This window comes from Actibacterium pelagium, from assembly GCF_002285415.1.
GTDB lineage: Bacteria > Pseudomonadota > Alphaproteobacteria > Rhodobacterales > Rhodobacteraceae > Actibacterium_B > Actibacterium_B pelagium.
The window spans coordinates 224,005-241,179 of record NZ_NSBU01000006.1 but is presented as its reverse complement, the minus strand read 5'-3'; the positions used below and the strand labels follow the sequence as shown (position 1 = coordinate 241,179).

Annotated in this window: 14 protein-coding genes; 2 read left to right on the top strand and 12 right to left on the bottom strand. The window is 56.1% G+C overall.

Annotated elements, in window-relative coordinates; genetic code table 11:
• Positions 1-152: 152 nt before the first annotated feature.
• The 6 genes from CLM58_RS07995 to CLM58_RS07970 all read right to left on the bottom strand — a co-directional run bounded on the left by CLM58_RS07995 (position 153) and on the right by CLM58_RS07970 (position 7,205).
• On the bottom strand, positions 153-2,405 hold the full coding sequence (locus CLM58_RS07995) for a molybdopterin-dependent oxidoreductase (RefSeq protein WP_095595412.1): 2,253 nt from the start codon (positions 2,403-2,405) through the stop codon (positions 153-155).
• A gap of 180 nt (positions 2,406-2,585) precedes the next feature.
• Complete coding sequence (locus CLM58_RS07990; RefSeq protein WP_095595411.1) at positions 2,586-4,055, bottom strand: pyridoxal-phosphate dependent enzyme; 1,470 nt, start codon at positions 4,053-4,055, stop codon at positions 2,586-2,588.
• Between the two features lie 58 nt (positions 4,056-4,113).
• Positions 4,114-4,920: an ectoine/hydroxyectoine ABC transporter ATP-binding protein EhuA gene (ehuA, locus tag CLM58_RS07985; protein WP_095595410.1), complete on the bottom strand. Its 807-nt coding sequence runs from the start codon at positions 4,918-4,920 to the stop codon at positions 4,114-4,116.
• 13 nt (positions 4,921-4,933) lie between these two features.
• A complete protein-coding gene (gene ehuD / locus CLM58_RS07980; RefSeq protein WP_188720555.1) occupies positions 4,934-5,605 on the bottom strand; it encodes an ectoine/hydroxyectoine ABC transporter permease subunit EhuD in 672 nt (223 codons plus the stop codon).
• Positions 5,606-5,615: 10 nt separating this feature from the next.
• Positions 5,616-6,281: an ectoine/hydroxyectoine ABC transporter permease subunit EhuC gene (ehuC, locus tag CLM58_RS07975; protein WP_229666222.1), complete on the bottom strand. Its 666-nt coding sequence runs from the start codon at positions 6,279-6,281 to the stop codon at positions 5,616-5,618.
• Positions 6,282-6,350: 69 nt separating this feature from the next.
• On the bottom strand, positions 6,351-7,205 hold the full coding sequence (locus CLM58_RS07970) for a transporter substrate-binding domain-containing protein (RefSeq protein ID WP_095595408.1): 855 nt from the start codon (positions 7,203-7,205) through the stop codon (positions 6,351-6,353).
• A gap of 176 nt (positions 7,206-7,381) precedes the next feature.
• Here CLM58_RS07970 and CLM58_RS07965 point away from each other — a divergent pair, with 176 nt between their 5' ends.
• Positions 7,382-7,840, top strand: a complete 459-nt coding sequence (locus CLM58_RS07965) for an Lrp/AsnC family transcriptional regulator (RefSeq protein WP_095595407.1) — start codon at positions 7,382-7,384, stop codon at positions 7,838-7,840.
• Positions 7,841-8,570: 730 nt separating this feature from the next.
• Here CLM58_RS07965 and CLM58_RS07960 read toward each other — a convergent pair.
• The 6 genes from CLM58_RS07960 to CLM58_RS07935 all read right to left on the bottom strand — a co-directional run bounded on the left by CLM58_RS07960 (position 8,571) and on the right by CLM58_RS07935 (position 15,291).
• Positions 8,571-9,866, bottom strand: a complete 1,296-nt coding sequence (locus CLM58_RS07960; RefSeq protein WP_095595406.1) for an amidohydrolase family protein — start codon at positions 9,864-9,866, stop codon at positions 8,571-8,573.
• Positions 9,867-9,875: 9 nt separating this feature from the next.
• A complete protein-coding gene (locus CLM58_RS07955) occupies positions 9,876-10,817 on the bottom strand; it encodes an ABC transporter permease (protein WP_095595602.1) in 942 nt (313 codons plus the stop codon).
• Positions 10,817-11,890, bottom strand: coding sequence for an ABC transporter permease (locus CLM58_RS07950; RefSeq protein ID WP_373286817.1), 1,074 nt, complete (start codon positions 11,888-11,890; stop codon positions 10,817-10,819). The genes CLM58_RS07955 and CLM58_RS07950 overlap by 1 nt, the downstream gene beginning before the upstream one ends.
• Entirely contained in the window at positions 11,890-13,407 is a 1,518-nt protein-coding gene (locus tag CLM58_RS07945) for an ABC transporter ATP-binding protein (protein WP_095595404.1), read from the bottom strand. Before CLM58_RS07945 ends, CLM58_RS07950 begins: the two co-directional genes overlap by 1 nt.
• Before the next feature lie 40 nt (positions 13,408-13,447).
• A complete protein-coding gene (locus CLM58_RS07940) occupies positions 13,448-14,467 on the bottom strand; it encodes a BMP family protein (protein ID WP_095595403.1) in 1,020 nt (339 codons plus the stop codon).
• A gap of 524 nt (positions 14,468-14,991) precedes the next feature.
• Entirely contained in the window at positions 14,992-15,291 is a 300-nt protein-coding gene (locus CLM58_RS07935; protein WP_143226543.1) for a hypothetical protein, read from the bottom strand.
• Between the two features lie 103 nt (positions 15,292-15,394).
• On the opposite strand from CLM58_RS07935, the gene CLM58_RS07930 reads away from it, so the two are divergent.
• Positions 15,395-17,011 carry a tetratricopeptide repeat protein gene (locus tag CLM58_RS07930; protein WP_095595401.1) on the top strand — a complete coding sequence of 539 codons (1,617 nt, stop codon included), beginning with the start codon at positions 15,395-15,397 and terminating at the stop codon, positions 17,009-17,011.
• The last annotated feature ends 164 nt before the right edge of the window (positions 17,012-17,175 follow it).

Sequence of the window (17,175 nt, the reverse complement as noted above, 5' to 3'; positions counted from 1 at the left end):
GTTCATATAGTAGACATTGGCTTGAAGCGCGGCGAAGGTCCGCTTGCCGCCCAAACTGCCTCGGATCCGACCGGTGAAATGCAGCTTCAAGTTGGACCCGTTTTAAGCGACGCTGTCGCTTCACATGCGCTGATTTGTTTCTATTTGCCGAATCAATTCAAGCTTTTGTCCACGTCGACAAGAGTTGTGTGCGCGCTGCACCCCTGACCGAGGCGCGAAGTTCCCACATCCTTGGTCAGTACGTTCGGATTTCCATGGGGATCGATATTGTCGCTAGGGTCTCCCAACCATGCTCCTGTCGGAAGCGAGACCACGCCCGCCCTGATATCGTTGGAAACGCGGGCATGAGCACGACAGGCGCCGCGGGCGTTGAAAACACGAATGATGTCGCCGGTTTTGATCCCGCGCGGCCCTGCATCCTCAGGGTGAATGACCAGCGTTACCGGGCGTGCACCCTCGGCATCTGCAAGAGCGCATTCCAACTGGCTGTGAAGCTTGTCGCCTGGTTGGGGGGAAACAAGGTGAAGCGGAGCTTTGGCCGTTGCCGCGCCCGGCCATTCCGACGGCGGCAGCCATACGGGGTGACCGGGGCAGTCGTCGTATCCAAACCCGTTGATCGTTTCGGAGAATATCTCGATCCGACCCGATGGCGTTTCCAAGGGAAAGGCAGAAGGATCTTCGCGGAACCGAGCGAAGAATGTCCGGTTTGGCCCATCGTATTTGATCGGAAGCCGGACCCAGTTCTTCATTTTCAGTTCGTCCAACTCGGGCACGTCAACACCGGCATCGGCGGCGTGGTCGCGATACTCGGTGTAGAGTAGCGATATCCATTCAGCCGCGCTGCGGTGTTCGGTGAAGCTCTTGCCTGCACCCAGACGGGTCGCAAGTCCGGTAAAAATGTCATAGTCATCCCGCGCATCGCCGACAGGCGGGATCAACTGCGGCATGTGAAACAAAAAATCGTCGAGATTGGACCGGCTGATATCCTCGCGTTCATAGGGTGTCGTGGCTGGGAACACGATGTCGGCCCGCTTGGCGGTCGCGGTCCACCATGGCTCATTCACGATGATCGTTTCAGGCAGTTGCCAGGCCTCGTGCAACGCATTCAAGTCCTGGTGATGGTGAAACGGGTTACCTCCGGCCCAGTAGATCAGGCGAATATCGGGAAATGGGTTTCGCTGCCCGTTGAAATCGTAAACTTGGCCGGGATTGCGAAGCATGTCGCCGATCCGCGCCACGGGGATGTTTGTTTTGATCGGGTTCTCCAGTTGCGGAAAAGTCATCCCGCGCAGGCCGCGCAGCGACTTTCCAACACCACCGATTGCCCCATAGCCATAGCCCACACCTCCTCCGGGCAGACCGATCTGGCCGATCATTGCGGCCAGAACCGCCGACATCCAGTAGGGCTGCTCGCCATGTTCGCCGCGCTGGAGTGACCATGCCACGGTGATCAGAGTGCGGGTCGACGCCATCCGCCTGGCCAGTTCACGGATCACGTCTCTCTCTACCCCACAAAGCGAGGCGGCCCAATCGGGATCCTTTGGCGTTCCGTCGCTCTCGCCCATCAGGTAGGCGCGGAACCGATCGAATCCCGTCGTGTAGCGCGCGAGGAAGGCGTGATCGGTCAGGCCTTCCGTTTCCAGCACAAATGCCAAAGCCAACATCAACGCTGTGTCAGATGCAGGTGGAACCGGCAACCATTCGCACCCATCCGGCGCATCGGTGCGTTGCGGCCCAACATTCACGCAACGCAGACCCTTCCTGGAGAAGCGTTCGAACCAAACCGCCGTTTCGTGCTGGGTTACGCCGCCCATGCTGACCTGGGAGTTCTTTGGGTTCACTCCCCCAAACATCACCAATGTCTCGGTATAGTCGTGGATCGTCTGCCAACTGTCCTGGTGTTCATAAAGCAGCTTGAGGAAGTCTACCCCGAAAACATGGGGCATGATCGACTGCGCGCACCCGGTCGAGTAGCTCCCGACTGAGGCCACATAGCCGCCGATACAATTAAGGAATCGATGCACCTGACTTTGCGCATGATGAAACCTGCCAGCAGATCCCCAACCGTAGGATCCACCGAAAATCGCTTCGTTGCCATGGCTTCCGATAATACGACCGATCTCTTCGGCCGCAATGTCAAGCGCCTCGTCCCAAGGCACTTCGACGAACGCGTCACTCCCGCGTTCTCCAGATCGTCGCTTTTCAAACCATCCGCGCCGTATTGATGGCCGGGCCACGCGTGTTTTGTGGTGAACGGCAGCGGGCAGGATATCGGGTATTTTCGACGGATCCGGGTCTTCGGAAAAGGGTCGCGTGGCAACGATCCGGCCGTCTTCGACATCGACCTCGAACGCGCCCCAATGGCTGGAGGTCACCCTTCTGGACTTTCTCGATCCACTGGTCATCCTCGCTTCTCCTTCCTGACCTTTCGATCTTGCCGACACCTTTGACCAAAATCTATTAGCACCGGTTTTTCAGCGCTCGGATCTAGCGTCTCATCCTCTATACCCGGTTTGCCCTTGCACCTGCGACGAAGCACGTTCGCCGCACGGTCATGCAAGACGGGCACTGGAACCATCCCGTTACTACCGGTTGAACGCCTCGATCATGTCATCCCACACCGGAACCAGATCAAGCAAACCATCCCAGAATGCCTGATCGCGGCGTCGGTCGAAATCCTCGAGTGTGGTACCTTGCTGTTCCACCCAAGTGTAGTAACCAAGGTTGAAGACACGCTCGTGATCAGGGCGAGTCATTTCGATCATGTGATCGGTAGTCGCCCCCAGTATGGAACGCCCATAGGCCTCGGCAGCCCGCACGGCGTCGAACCCGGCAGGATAAAACTTGCGCTCGGCGATGCCCAGTTCGGTCTGGTACATTTTCGCGCCATCCGTCGCCACGGTCAGCACCACATCATCAGATCCAAGATCCATGTACTTGGCGTATTTGATCGCTCCGACGATATTGGCCAGCGATGACAGCCCCAGATTGCCAAGGTCGGTGATGTCTTCTTGGCGTAGCCCGCGATAGTTCGATAGGTAACTGCGCCCGGCTGTGGTGTTGCACACAAGGTTCAAGCCATCGCTGGCCCGGTCGGATACACCTATCACGAAATCGGCATTCATCACGTTCTGGATCAACGGCACGTGCTTGTCGCCAATGCCCTGAATGTTGTGTTCCCCATAGCCGTTATAAAGCATGGTCGGGCATTCAAGAGCCTCAATCGCGCCAATTTGCGCCCCTAGCGAGGCTTTCAGGTAATCCCCGGCAGCAATGGTGCCGGCCGAACCTGTGGCCGAAACAAAGGCGCGGGGCTTGAGTGTGCCGAATTTGTTGAGGTGATTGAAAATTCGCTCCATTGCTGGTCCAGTCACCGCGCGGTGAATGATGTAGTTCCCGTATTCGGCAAACTGGTTCAGGATCAGGTTTTCCGGGCTTTTTGCCAGATCGTAACAGGCGTCGTAGATTTCCTTGACGTTGCTCTCTGTTCCTGGGGTACGGTAAATGTCGTTTGGGTCTGCCAGCCAGGCATTGAGCCAATCGAATCGTTCCTGGCTCATTCCTTCTGGGAGCACCGCCACCGAGCGACAGCCGAGAAGGTTGGCGATGGCCACGCCGCCACGGCAATAGTTGCCTGTTGAGGGCCAGACCGCCCGGTGCCGGGTCGCATCAAACACGCCGGACATAAGGCGCGGGATCAGACATCCATACGCGGCAAGAACCTTGTGGCAGTCGATCATCGGAAATCTGTTTCCCAGGGCGACAACGATTTTGGCCTTCACCCCGGTCAGATCCTCGCCCAGAACCAAATGTTCGGGCACATCAGCCAGAGATTTACGGTCATCGCCATTGTGCCAGTGCACACGAAAGAGGTTGAGCGGATCGGCGGCATCGGGATCGGCGGCGTTAAGCGCTTCCATCCGATCCGACAATTGTCCAACCGGATCGGCCAATTGCGAGATTTTTGGCAGCACGACACCGCGTTCGTGCAGGTGTTCGACATTGCGTTCATAGGCATCGCGATCGACAATCGTATCCTCTAGTCCTGGCGTCATGACACCAGCCCTCCCTTGGTTTCAGTCACCCAGCGTTGCGGGTGCATATTGATGTTGATCAGTTCGCGTCCAATACGGCGTGCAGGAACTGTTTGGTGCGTTCGTTTTGCGGATCTTCGAACAATTTTTCGGGCGATCCCTGTTCCGCGATCTTGCCTTCGTAGAAAAAACAAACCCGGTCGGAAATCTCGCGGGCAAACCCCATCTGATGCGTGACCATGATCATCGTCAGGTTATGCTCGCTGTTAAGTGACCTAATGACGTTCAGAACCTCACCGATCACCTCGGGATCAAGCGCGGAAGTGACCTCGTCCAGAAGCATGACCTGCGGCCGCATGGCCAGAGCTCGGGCAATGGCAACACGCTGTTGCTGGCCCCCTGAAAGGCGCGTTGGGTGCTGATCTTTCTTGCTGTCCATGCCGACCATCTGCAACAGATCCAGAGCGCGTTCCTCGGCCTCGTCGCGGCTAAGCCCAAGGACCTGCATCGGAGCCTCGATACAGTTTTGCAACGCGGTCATATGCGGAAACAGGTTGAACTGCTGGAATACCATCCCGATCTTGGAACGACGCTGACGCAGGTAGCTTTCACTGGCAACCTCAAGGCCCGCCCCGCTGGGCATATGGGTCAGCGGTTCACCATCGACATAAATTACACCGTCATTAATCGTCTCAAGTGTCATCAAGACACGCAGCACGGTGGTTTTCCCGGACCCCGAAGGCCCGATGATCGACACCATTTCGTTCTGGGCAATGTCGAGATTGAGTTTGTCTAGGACCGTCAGGTCGCCGTAGCTTTTGGTAACGTCGGCAAAGCGCACAAGGGGCGATCCGTCCGGGAGTGATTGTGGATGTCTCGTGTCCATGTTCAGGTATGCCTCAGTGTTTTACCTTGCCCTGCGCCTTGGCAACTGCGGCCTCAAGCCGACGCAACCCCATGGCGGCAGGAAGTGATATGATCAGGAAGATGAACCCAACCATCGTGTAGGGTTCGAGATAACGATAAGTTTCCGCGCCCAGTGCGTTTGCTGTGTGCATAAGCTCGGCGACGCCTATGGTCGCCAGAAGCGGCGTATCCTTAAAGATACCCACCAGATAGTTGCCCATTCCCGGCAGGGCGATCGGGAATGCCTGTGGTAGGACCACGCGGCGATAGGTGTAGGCGGTCGAAAAATTCAGCGCGCGGCAGGCTTCCCATTGCGCCTTGGGCACACCTTCCAAAGCGCCGCGATAGACTTCGGACAGGTAGGTGCCAAAGTGCAAGCCGATGGTGAGCATCGCCGAGGTCCACGCAGTCAGTTTGATGCCGAATTGCGGGGCCACGAAGAAGACAAAGAAGAGCTGTACCAGTAGCGGGGTTGAGCGGATGAACTCGACCACTTCGCGCACAATGAAATTCACGATCCTGTAGGGCGTTCGTTGCCCAAGCATCAGGATAAGCCCGACGACGAGGGCGATCAGATAGCCGATCCCGGCTGCCAAGAGCGTATTGCCCGTGGCCCAAAGCATCCTTGGCAAGATTTCAAAGGTAAAGTCCCAGCGCCATTCCATCAATTAGCCCTCACGCCTTGCCGACTTTGCGGGCGGCCAGAACCTCAAGCCACCGCAGGAAGGGGATCAGCGCGAAACGCGCCATGATGTAGTAGATGATCAGCGCCGTGCCAAAGACCTGTGCCGACAGCCATGTCGTTGCATTGATCTGCTTGGCCACGAACATCAGATCGACCACGGTAATCAAAGCCACAAGCGCAGTCGCCTTCAACAACTCGACCGTCAAATTTGCCATTGGCGGCAGGATCAAGGTGAAGGTCTGAGGTACGATGATCCGTCGCATCCTCTGGGCTGGCGACATGTTCAGAGCCAAAGCGGCCTCCCATTGGCCACGGGGCACAGATTGCACGCCACCGCGCACAATCTCGGCCCCATAAGCGCCGAAATTCAGACCCAGGGCCAGCACACCCGACATGAACGGGCTGAGCGTCAGCCCCATGAGCGGCAGGACGTAGTAAATCCAGTAAAGCTGAACCAGAAGCGAGGTGCCTCGAAAGAACTCTATGTAGACCGTTGCGGCCGCCTGCACGCCCCAGTTTTGCGACAATCGCATCAATCCGAAGATCAGTGAAATGACTGCGGCCAAAAGAGCCGAGCACCCCATGACCATCGCCGTGGTCATTGCACCCGATGCCATCTTGGGAGCGTATTCGACGAAGAAACCCCAATAGCTCACATCATCACCCAATTGTTGGAGAAAGGGAATTAGGCAGCTCCGAAGGGCCACCTAATTCCTCACAAAATTCTAGCGGTTTGCGCAGGCGAATGCGGTCGACGCATCTTCGCCCGGAAGCTGGAATTCGGTGTAGCCATACGGGGCTGTTGCGGCCATCCACTTTTGTCCGCCAATGACTTTTGCCATGGCTTCGTTGAAGGCTGCTAGGAATTCGGGGTCGGATTTGCGCATGCCGATGCCGACCCAGTTTTTGGTCCAGTCGGGCATATCTGCCGGATCGGTAACTTCGAATTTGCCGTTCGACTTGTCGACATGCTCCTTGGCACCAAAGAAGGTCTGGACGGCGGCATCCGCGCGCCCGGCGTTCATTGCCGCGAGAATTTCAACTTCGCCAGCCACGAGCATCATCTGGCTTTCCGGAACACCCTCTTTCTTAGCGGCCTCAACCGTGTTGAAGCCCGCTCCGGTGACAAGCGTCGCACTCGTCTTAATCACATCCTGATAGTTGTGAATGCCTTTGGGGTTCCCGGCCGGTACCAGCATCGCATCGCCGAACAACCCGATCGGGTCCGAGAAGTTGATGTTCTCGCAACGGCTTTTGAGAATGTACATGCCTCCGGTGATGATGTCATAGCGTTTGGCCTGAAGTCCGGGTATGAGACCAGCCCATTCGTTGACCGAGGTCTCGTAATTGGTAATGCCCATTTCTTCCAACACGACCAGAGTCAGCGCGTTCACAAAGCCTAGGGGTTCACCGTTGTCACCGGGATAAGCCCAGGGAATGGCCGTTGCGAAGCCTAGGCGGATCGGCTCACCTGCATTGATCCGGTCACTTAGCTCATCGGCTTGGGCAAAAAACGCCGAAGACATGAGCATTGCGCCTCCGACAAGAGCTGTGGCGGCTGATTTTACATTGAATCTCATGGGTTTTCCTCTCTGTATTTTTCATGCGCAGGGGCGCAATTCTTGAATTGTATCGGACTATTCTGGAGCTAATCACATCATGATAGCGTTGAATTTTTGATTTCAAATGTTTGATTTTACCGAAATTTGACTTAAAGATATCAGATAATCGATGTATCTGATGGGATAAGGTCACGGTGAAACTTACGGGAATCGATCGAACAATCCTCCGAATGGTTCAAAGGGATGCGAAATCGCGCCTTGAAGACATAGCTGAACAAGCTGGGGCGTCGGTGGCGACAATTCAACGCCGACTAAGGTACTTGAGAGAGAATGGCGTCCTCAAAGGCGAAACCGCGATCGTAGATCCGGAATCTGTCGGTCAAGGAATGACTTTCTTGATTCTCGTTGAACTTGAACGGGAACGTTTGGACATCTTGGATGCATTCCGGCGGAAGATTCACAGCGAGGGGCAGATTCAGCAATGCTATTACATCACAGGCGAAGCTGACTTCGCTCTCGTCGCGTTAGCACGGGACATGAACGAATACCGCGACCTTATTCAAAGGCTTTTCTTCGACGACACGAACGTGAAACGTTTTCGCACCTCGGTCGTAATGGATCGCACGAAGGTCGGAATGAATGTGCCGGTTTGACTTCGTTCAGTAAGCTCGAGAAAACCACCAAATGGCTGTCCTCCCTTCGAACGCGACCTTTGCTGGGGTCGCCATAAACAACGGGACTGGGCTCGAAGCTGCCGTTCGCTGCAACACACTCCAATGTTGGCTCAGGGCCGTTTCCCGACATTGGTCGCACAATGCGAGTGACACAGGAGTGACCCGGTACTGCATGCAAGAGGGTGACAATGTATCCTGGAGGTAACCGGCTACCTCGTAACCCGCTCAAAACATGCCGAAAGATATTGGGAAGATTTGGTGGAGCCTAGGGGAGTCGAACCCCTGACATCTCGCATGCCATGGACGAAATACATTTGTGCGGCCAGTTCAGGAAAGTATACGAGACTGGATTTAAACGAACTTAATTTGACGTCCTAAGAACGGCGCAGCGCTCAGGGGAAAAGGTTTGGCTTTGGGGATTTTAGACGAATTTCGTCATTTTCGAGGTGAGGACCATTGGGTGATAAAGCGCCAATTATGTCAAAATTCATGGGTCAGCTTCCGGCCCGAAGCGGTCGTTCCCCACCGATGTAGCACATCAACGGTTGGTGCCCAATCTGCGTCACGTTGCTTGATAGACCGATTTAAAATTCAACAGTAGGGGTGGGTGATTGATCCGCACTGGTAGCCAAAGCAGGCTAGTTGGAAGCGACTGTGTGCAAAACCGGCCAAAGTTTAGAAGCTTTCTGCACGGTGAATGCTCTCTTACCTACACAGTATCTGTTTTTGGCGCGTAATCAGCAGGATCAAGACTTGTTGGACGTCCACTCAGGGACAGTTTGGTTGACACTGGCTCATTCCGCACGATTACCTTTCCTTTTCTGACAACGACTAGTCGATTGGCACGCAGACGGATCGCCTCAATCCTGTCGCGGGCTTGAAGCAGAACCAGATTGGCAGCGCTGCCCTTTTTAAGTCCGTAACCTTCCAATCCCATAATCTGGGCCGAGTTCTCTGTTACCGCATCAAAACACCACGCCATATCAGAACGGCTGGAAAGCTGTCCGACATGCAGTCCCATGAATGCTACATCCAACATGTCGGCTGTCCCCATGGAGTACCATGGATCCATTACACAATCCGAACCGAAGCCTACAGTGATCCCCGCGTCGCGTAGCTCGCGCACCCGTGTCTGCCCGCGCCGCTTAGGATATGTATCGTGTCGACCCTGCAGCATAATGTTGATCAGCGGGTTGGGAATGGCGTGTATACCCGCCTCGAGAATCAACGGGATGAGCTTGGAGACATAATAGTTATCCATGGAATGCATCGAGGTTAGATGTGAGCCTGCTACGCGCCCCTGAAGACCCAGCCTTTGTGTTTCGTAAGCCAAGGTCTCGATATGGCGGCTATGCGGGTCGTCGCTCTCGTCACAATGCATGTCAACCATCAGCCCACGCTCGGCCGCGATCGTACAAAGTTGGCGCACAGACTCTGCGCCGTCAGCCATGGTGCGCTCGAAGTGCGGGATACCGCCTACCACGTCCACACCCATATCAAGCGCGCGGATAGTGTTCGCCATCGCCGTGGGATCCCGCAGCACGCCATCCTGAGGAAAGGCGACCAGCTGAAGGTCGATGTAGTCTTTAACCTGGTTGCGCACTTCAATCAGCGCTTGAACGCCCTTCAGCTCATCGTCGCAGGTATCAACATGGCTGCGGATCGCCCCCAGACCCATAGACACTGCCAGATCGCAATATCGAAGAGCTCGGTCTATTATGTCGTCGACAGTTTGTACTGGCTTGAGTTCGCCCCACAGAGCTATGCCTTCAAGCAAAGTGCCCGAGACATTAATCCGCGGTGTGCCCAGAGACAGGGTAGCGTCCATGTGAAAATGTGGATCTACGAAAGGCGGAGAAACCAAATAACCACCTGCGTCAATCACCTCGCGCGCTTCGGCGGTGATCCTTGTCTCAACCGCAGTGATTATCCCGTCCTTGCAGGCAATGTCCGTCCCCGTCCGCCCGTCAGGTAAGGTAGCGTTTTTAATGATCAGATCGAACATGAATTTCCCCTACCGTTGCCCTTTAAACCAGGGCGTCAGAAGCGCGCGTGGATAATCCGCGCTGCGAGCCGCAACCACAAGAGCGATTATCGACAAGATATAAGGTGCCATCAGGAAGACTTGTCCGGGCACCAAAGCCCCTACTTCGGTCTGAAGCCGCACCTGAAACGCGTCGAAGGCTCCGAAAAGCAGAGCGCCAAGGAACGCCTTTCCCGGTCGCCAGCTAGCAAAAATCACCAGCGCAATACAAACCCAACCGCGCCCGTTCACCATGCCGAAGAAAAATGCGTCAAATGCCGACATCGTCAGGAATGCACCACCCAAGGCCATCAATGCCGAACCGGCCACAACCGCGCCTATGCGCAGGCCGTAAACAGACAAGCCCTGCGCATCCACGCTGTCCGGATTGTCTCCTACGGCCTGAATGGCAACGCCAAGCGGCGTGCGGTTCATTACATACCAAACACTGCCAACCATAAAAATTGCCAGCCAGGTCAGACCGGTCTGCTGAAACAGCACAGGCCCCAAAAAAGGAAGTTCGGACAAAATTGGGATATCGAGTACCTGAAAGGGCTCGATCCGCGGCGGCGAGGAAACATTCGGCAGCGCAGTGCGATAGACAAAGTAACTGACCGATGTCGCAAACATTGTGACGCCCAGGCCGGAAACATGCTGGGACAATCCAAGCGGTACAGTCAGTATCGCATGGATCAGGCCGAAAAAGGCGCCGACCAGCGCCGCGACGATCACGCCACCCCACAGCCCTGCACCCAACCAAACGGCCATCCAGCCTGCCATGGCGCCGGCCACGAAAATCCCCTCAATGCCCAGATTGAGCACACCGGACTTCTCGCACAGAAGCGCCCCGAGGACACCAAAAATTAGGGGGGTGGCAATACGCAGGGATGCGGCCCAGAAGCTTTCGCTCAATAGGATTTGAAGTATGTCCATCATGCGCCTTCTCCGCGCAGAGGTTTGACGCGCGTGATCCTGTATCGGGCGGTGAAGCCACCGATCAGTACACAAATAAGCGACATGGAAACGACCAGATCGGCAAGGTAGGAGGATACGCCCATGGCCCGGCTCATACTGTCGGCACCTACGAAAACGCTGGCGATGAAAAGCGCCGAGACAACGACCCCTGCGGGAGAAAGCCCTGCGAGCATTGCAACCACGATGCCGGTATAGCCGAAACCGGGGCTTAGATCGGCGGTAAGGTAGCCCTTGAGCCCCGCGACTTCACTGACCCCCGCCATGCCTGCCAACGCCCCCGAAACCAAGGCCACACTCATCATCGAGCGGTTCACCCGTATCCCGGCATGGCGTGCGGCGGCCGCATTTTCCCCTACGGCTCGCAGCTTGAAGCCCCAAACCGAGCGAACCAGCATGAACTGCGCAACACCGGCGGCCACCAGCGCGATTATGAATCCCGAATGCACCCGCATCCGATCCATCAGAGGCGGCAGCATACCTTGGTCCAGAATGGGTGGGCTTTGCGGCCAGCCCAGCCCCATCGGGTCTTTCAGAGGCCCTTCCAACATCATCTGCAGAAAGATCAAGATGACGAAGTTCAGAAGCAGTGTGGTCACTACTTCATCGGCACCGAAGCGAGATTTCAGAACAGTTGGCACCGCCATTCCCACCGCGCCCGCCGCGCATCCAAACAGTATGACCAGTGGGATCAGAACGAACCCCGGCGCGTCCACTGCTCCGGCACCGACGGCTACGGCGGCCATGGCGCCCAGGTAAAGTTGCCCTTCAGCCCCGATGTTCCATAGCCGCGCTCGGAACGCCAGAGCGGCAGCGAGACCGGTGAAAATCAGTGGAGTGGCGCGGGTCAGCATTTCAGTAAAGGCGAAAACCGAGCCGAATATTCCCTTGAACATCTCCTGATACGCCGTCGCGATACCTGCGCCGGCGAAAGCCAGAGGGATGGCTGCCAGCGCCAGCGCGACCACCGCTGAAAGAACGGGAATGCCGAGTGTCATCAGGCGTGAGGGGGCCTGTCTTGGTTCGATGCGGATCATGCCATCTCTCCCGCCATCATAAGCCCTATCTTCTCGCGATCGCGGGTGTTCGCCTCGATCAGTTCTCCGTCGTGGATCACCATTACCCGGTCGGCCAGGCTCAACACTTCGTCAAGATCCTCAGAAATGAGGACGATCCCGGCCCCACGTGCGCGCGCCTCAAGGAGTCTGCGAGCCACTTCTGCCGCTGCCCCCATATCGAGGCCTCTGGTTGGTTGGTTGGCGAGAATGAGCTTGGGGTTTTGCTCAAACACCCGCGCCAGAATCATTTTTTGTATATTGCCACCAGACAGAAGCCGCGCCCGGGCATTCACACCCGGGCCGCGCACGTCATAATCTGCGGCCAGCCTGTCCGCGTTGGCGCTGATCGCATCGTGTTTCAAGAGCCCACGCGATTGCACCTCTGGGTCATCAAGGCGCTCGATCACCATGTTTTCGGCGACGCTCATCGCACCAACGATGCCATCGTGGTGGCGATCCTCGGGAATACGACCCACGCCCTCACGGATCATCGTCTGCGGGTGATGTTCGGTGATACCGATATGATCAACGACAATCGAACCGCCTGACGGTCGGGTCAGACCGGAGATCAACCCGGCCAAGGCGCTCTGTCCGTTGCCGGAAACACCGGCAATACCAAGGATTTCGTGGCGTCGGACAGTTAGACTAACATTCTCGAGGGTGTCACGCTTGGAACGCCCTACTACCGAGATGTTCTCGAGCTTCAGCACCGGCTTCCCCGGCTCCATTGCTTCACGGGGAGTTTCCTGAGTGTCTGCACCGACCATCATGCGGGCGATAACCCGCTCGTTCGCATCAGCCGTGGCAATTTCTCCAACCTTCACCCCGTGACGCAAAACCGCGATTTGATGGGAAAACGCCAGCACTTCGCGCAGTTTGTGCGAGATGAAAATGACCGAAAGCCCCTCGCGTGTCATCGCGCCAATATTGCTGAATAATGTGTCCGCTTCTTGAGGGGTCAGGACAGCTGTCGGTTCATCTAGAACCAAAATCCGAACATCGCGATAAAGCGCTTTCAGAATCTCTACTCGTTGACGCTCGCCAACACTCATCTTTCCCACCGGTACGTCGAGATGAGCGGTCAGCCCGGTGTGTGCCATTATCCTCTCGATTTTGGCTCGCGCTCCGGCCCTGTCGCGTCGGAGCATGCGCAGTGGTTCTGAGCCAAGTACGATGTTGTCCAGAGCATTTAGGTTTTCAGCCAGAGTGAAATGCTGATGCACCATACCGATCCCGGCCTGCAATGCCGCCTGAGGATGGCCCAGTGCAAGGGGCCGCAGATTACCCTCCTCATCAGCTACATCCACACTTCCCTCATCAGGCATGTAATGCCCGAAAAGCATATTCATCAGCGTGGTCTTGCCCGCGCCGTTTTCGCCGAGGAGCGCCAAGACTTCGCCCTTGTGCAACTCAAGGCTGACCGCATCATTAGCGATAACGGAGCCGAACCGCTTGGAAAGCCCGTTCAGGGATAAAATTTTCTGCTGTGTCATGATGTGAAAAGGTCGGTCACACGGACCGACCTTCCCCATATCAGTTGTCTGAGACCGGGCGGTCGTCGTTAACATTCACGCGGAACATGCCGGCCATAATATCAGCCTCCTTGGCGCGAATGGCATCGACAACATTGGTTGCAACCAGGCTTTCGTCCAGCACCAGCGATCCGCCGCCATAGGCCATGAAGCTGTACTGCCCGTAATCCGCCGCGTCAAAAGTGCCGCCCGCAACATTGGCGACGGCCTTGTCGATGGTGGCTTCCATGTGCCACAGCGCCGAAGCGAGGATCGTACCCGGATAGTCGCCTGAGGTGTCGATTACGTTGCCCACGGCCTTTATCCCCCGCTCAACAGCGGCATCTGATACGCCAAAACGCTCTGCGTACATGATGTCAGCACCAGCATCCATCATTGCAAAGGCGCTTTCTTTAGCCTTGGGCGGGTCATACCAGCTGTCGATAAAGTTCACGATGAACTTCACGTCTGGATTTACCTCGCGGGCACCGCCCATGAACGCATGCATCAGCCGGTTCACTTCAGGGATCGCATAACCGCCAACCATGCCGATCACATTCGTCTCAGTCGCCGCGCCAGCTGCCATACCCGACAGGTAGGAGGGCTCGTGAATCCAGTTATCAAAGACCGAGAAGTTCGGCGCAACCGGTCCAAAGGACGAGCCCATTAGAAAAGCGGTTTCCGGATAATCCCCTGCAACTTTTCGCGCCGCGCGTTCCAGCCCGAACACCTCGCCAACGATCAATTGCATACCCTGCTCGGCATATTCGCGCATCACGCGTTCATAATCCGTATTGGCGACATTCTCCGAGAACACATATTCGATGTCCCCGCGTTCAGCTGCCGTATTTAACGCCTTGTGAATACGGCTAATCCACTGCTGTTCGACCGGCAACGTGTAGATCGCGGCAACTTTGATAGATTCGGCAGCGGCAACGCCAGCCGAAGTAAGCACCCCAACCCCGACCACGGACGCCAGCAAAATCCGGCGTGATATTGAACCAATGAGCTTCAACAGTAGACCCCCTTTTCTTTCCTTCATTTTTTAATTCCTTAAGTCTGTTAAATTTTGACCATTCGATCAATCTTTTTATTTTTTCGTCTCCATGTCTCGCCGCATCTGACATTACGGTTTGATTTTTTGTGCAGAACAGCCCGATTTTTCATCGATTTTATGGTTTCTAGGGAAAACATCTGATGTCGGAATCAAGAGAAGGACTACTGCTTCCGCGAAGCGGTCTTAGGTGTTTGTCGTGGCAGGCAACTTGTTGGCGACACATTGATTGGGGTCCTGACCGTACCCCTCTTGTTGGACGCGACGGAGACTGGTGTGGGCGTGCTGGCGCAGAGGAGTGCTATGAAGCAATGGTGTGGAGCAACGACAGAATATAGACTCTGGGTCCTTAGGCTTAATGAAAGAGCTCTGTTGTTGACTTTGTCTCAGAACGCGGTGGAGCAAATGGCGTGTTCCACGTGCTGTGGCCATTCACCATGCAAGATGTGAAAGCGGCGAGACAGGGACTGGCAGGCTCCACCGGGTAACTCGTTGCGCCTGCCAGGCTCTTATCACTCGGTCGTTGCAAGCATGTAAGCACTTTGCGGGGAGCAATCTTCCTCAAAGGTCCATACGGGCTTGGCGTTTTCTTCGAGGATCAAGTCGATCACCCGTGCATACCGAGCACCATACTGGTGCAACATAGTCACTTGCGCGGCCGTATCGGTAGGTAATTCGACCTGTTCTCCGTGCACGTTCACTGAGGTGATCGTCGGGCAGTTCTCGGGGGATGCCTGTAAATCACTTATGCCGACTGCCACTGATAACGCGAAAGTGGCGACAAACGCTGTGGATTTTGCAATACTTGTCATTGTGTCCTCCATTGGTTGAGCTTGAAGCGCCCTTTGATTGCGAGCGCCTTCCTCCAGTGGGGCCTCAAAGCGACAGCGAAAGTCACGAAAGCGGCCACGAAAAATGCCGAAATCGGATCAAATCATTGACATTAAAGGATTTCGTTTTCATCAGCGATCACTCAAGCTGCATGACCGTGACGGGAATTTGGTGTCCTTGCGCCCGCAATCGCTCCGCGTTTTGTCGGTTCTAAGCGAACGGGCCGGGGAGCTTGTCACGAAGGACAGCCTTATGGAGCGAGTCTGGACAGACACCCACGTGACCGACGACAGCCTCGTCCAATGTATCTCGGAAATCCGGAAAGCACTTGGTCCGGAGGCGGGCGCTCTCCTGCGCACTGTACCGAAACAGGGCTACCGCCTAGATGTGTCGCTCGCGCGGGCACGTCGCCCGTCCTTGCTTACAACAGTCCGGATCGCCGTTCTGGCCATATTAGCTGTTCTCGCGCTTTCGGCGCTTTTGCTCACGCCTCGCCAGCAGACCGCATCAGAGGCCCAGTCGATCGCCGTTCTGCCTTTCGAGAACCTCAGCGGTATTGCCGGGCAGGCCTACTATTCCAATGGCCTCGCCGAAGAGCTCATCGTAAATCTCTCGAGGATCGCTGATCTTAGGGTCGTATCGCGAGCAGCGTCTTTCTCGGTCGCGCAGAGTGCGAGCGATCCGCGACAGGTCGCTCGGGAATTAGGAGTGTCCTATCTCGTGGATGGTAGCGTGCGCCGCGAGGGTCAGACCCTAAGGATCACGGCAGCGCTTATTGACGGCGCGAATGGCGAAAACATCTGGGCTGATAGCTATGCAGGAGCCGAAGCGGATGTGTTCGATTTCCAAGAAAGGGTCCTCTCCGAACTCGTGCGTGTGTTGTCGGTCCGTCTGTCCAAGCAAGAGCGTGAACGTTTGGGAATTCGGGGAACGCGAGATGTTGATGCCTTTGACAATTACCTTCGGGGCAAAGAGTTGGCCGGCTTCCTGACCGCGAGCCAAAATGAAAGAGCGGAAGAGGCCTTTTCAGAGGCCATCCGACGTGACCCAGATTATGCCGCTGCCCACGCGCAACTTTCGATCGTACTCAGCATGCGGGCCGAGTACGGCTGGACAAGCGATGTGGCGAATAGCTTGGCGAGGGCGGCGCAGCATGCGGAACGGGCGGTGGCCCTGTCACCCGATCTGCCCTTCGCTCACTTCGCGCTCGGACGGCTTTTGTCCCGAAGTTTCATCGCGGACCTTGCAGGGGCTAGCGCCGAGTTTGAGAGGGCCATCGAACTCGACCCAAATTACACGGATGCTTACGCTTTTTACGCGATTGTGCAGGTGGCCAATGGACGGGCAGAGGAGGGGTTGAACACCATCGCGGAAGCTCTCGCACGCAATCCCGTTCCTCCGTATTGGTACTATATGCCGCTTGGACTGGCCAACTTCTACCTAGGCGACTACGACGCAGCTGAGGCTGCGCTAACAGAACTCCTAGAGCGGAACCCGAACCTCCAGAATGCCCTGCGGATCCTGATCGCAACTTATGGTCATATGGGGCGGCTGGACGACGCAGAGTGGCTGGTCATGGAATACGAGGCCTTGGGCGTTCCCGCCACGATCACCGAAATCATGCAGGTGATCAACATCGAACACCCTCCCTACCGAAAGGCGGTCATTGACGGGCTGAGGCTTGCCGGCATACCGGAATAGGAGGTCCGATTAGTCGCCAAACAGAGACACCTGATCATTGGGGTATTTCGAAGAGGGCGCGAAACTGACTTTCGCTACAACGAAGCCAAACGTCCACCTTTGTCTTACATCAGCCACCCTAGCGCTGTCCGTTACTTCGGTGGCAGATAAAAAACCTCCGACGG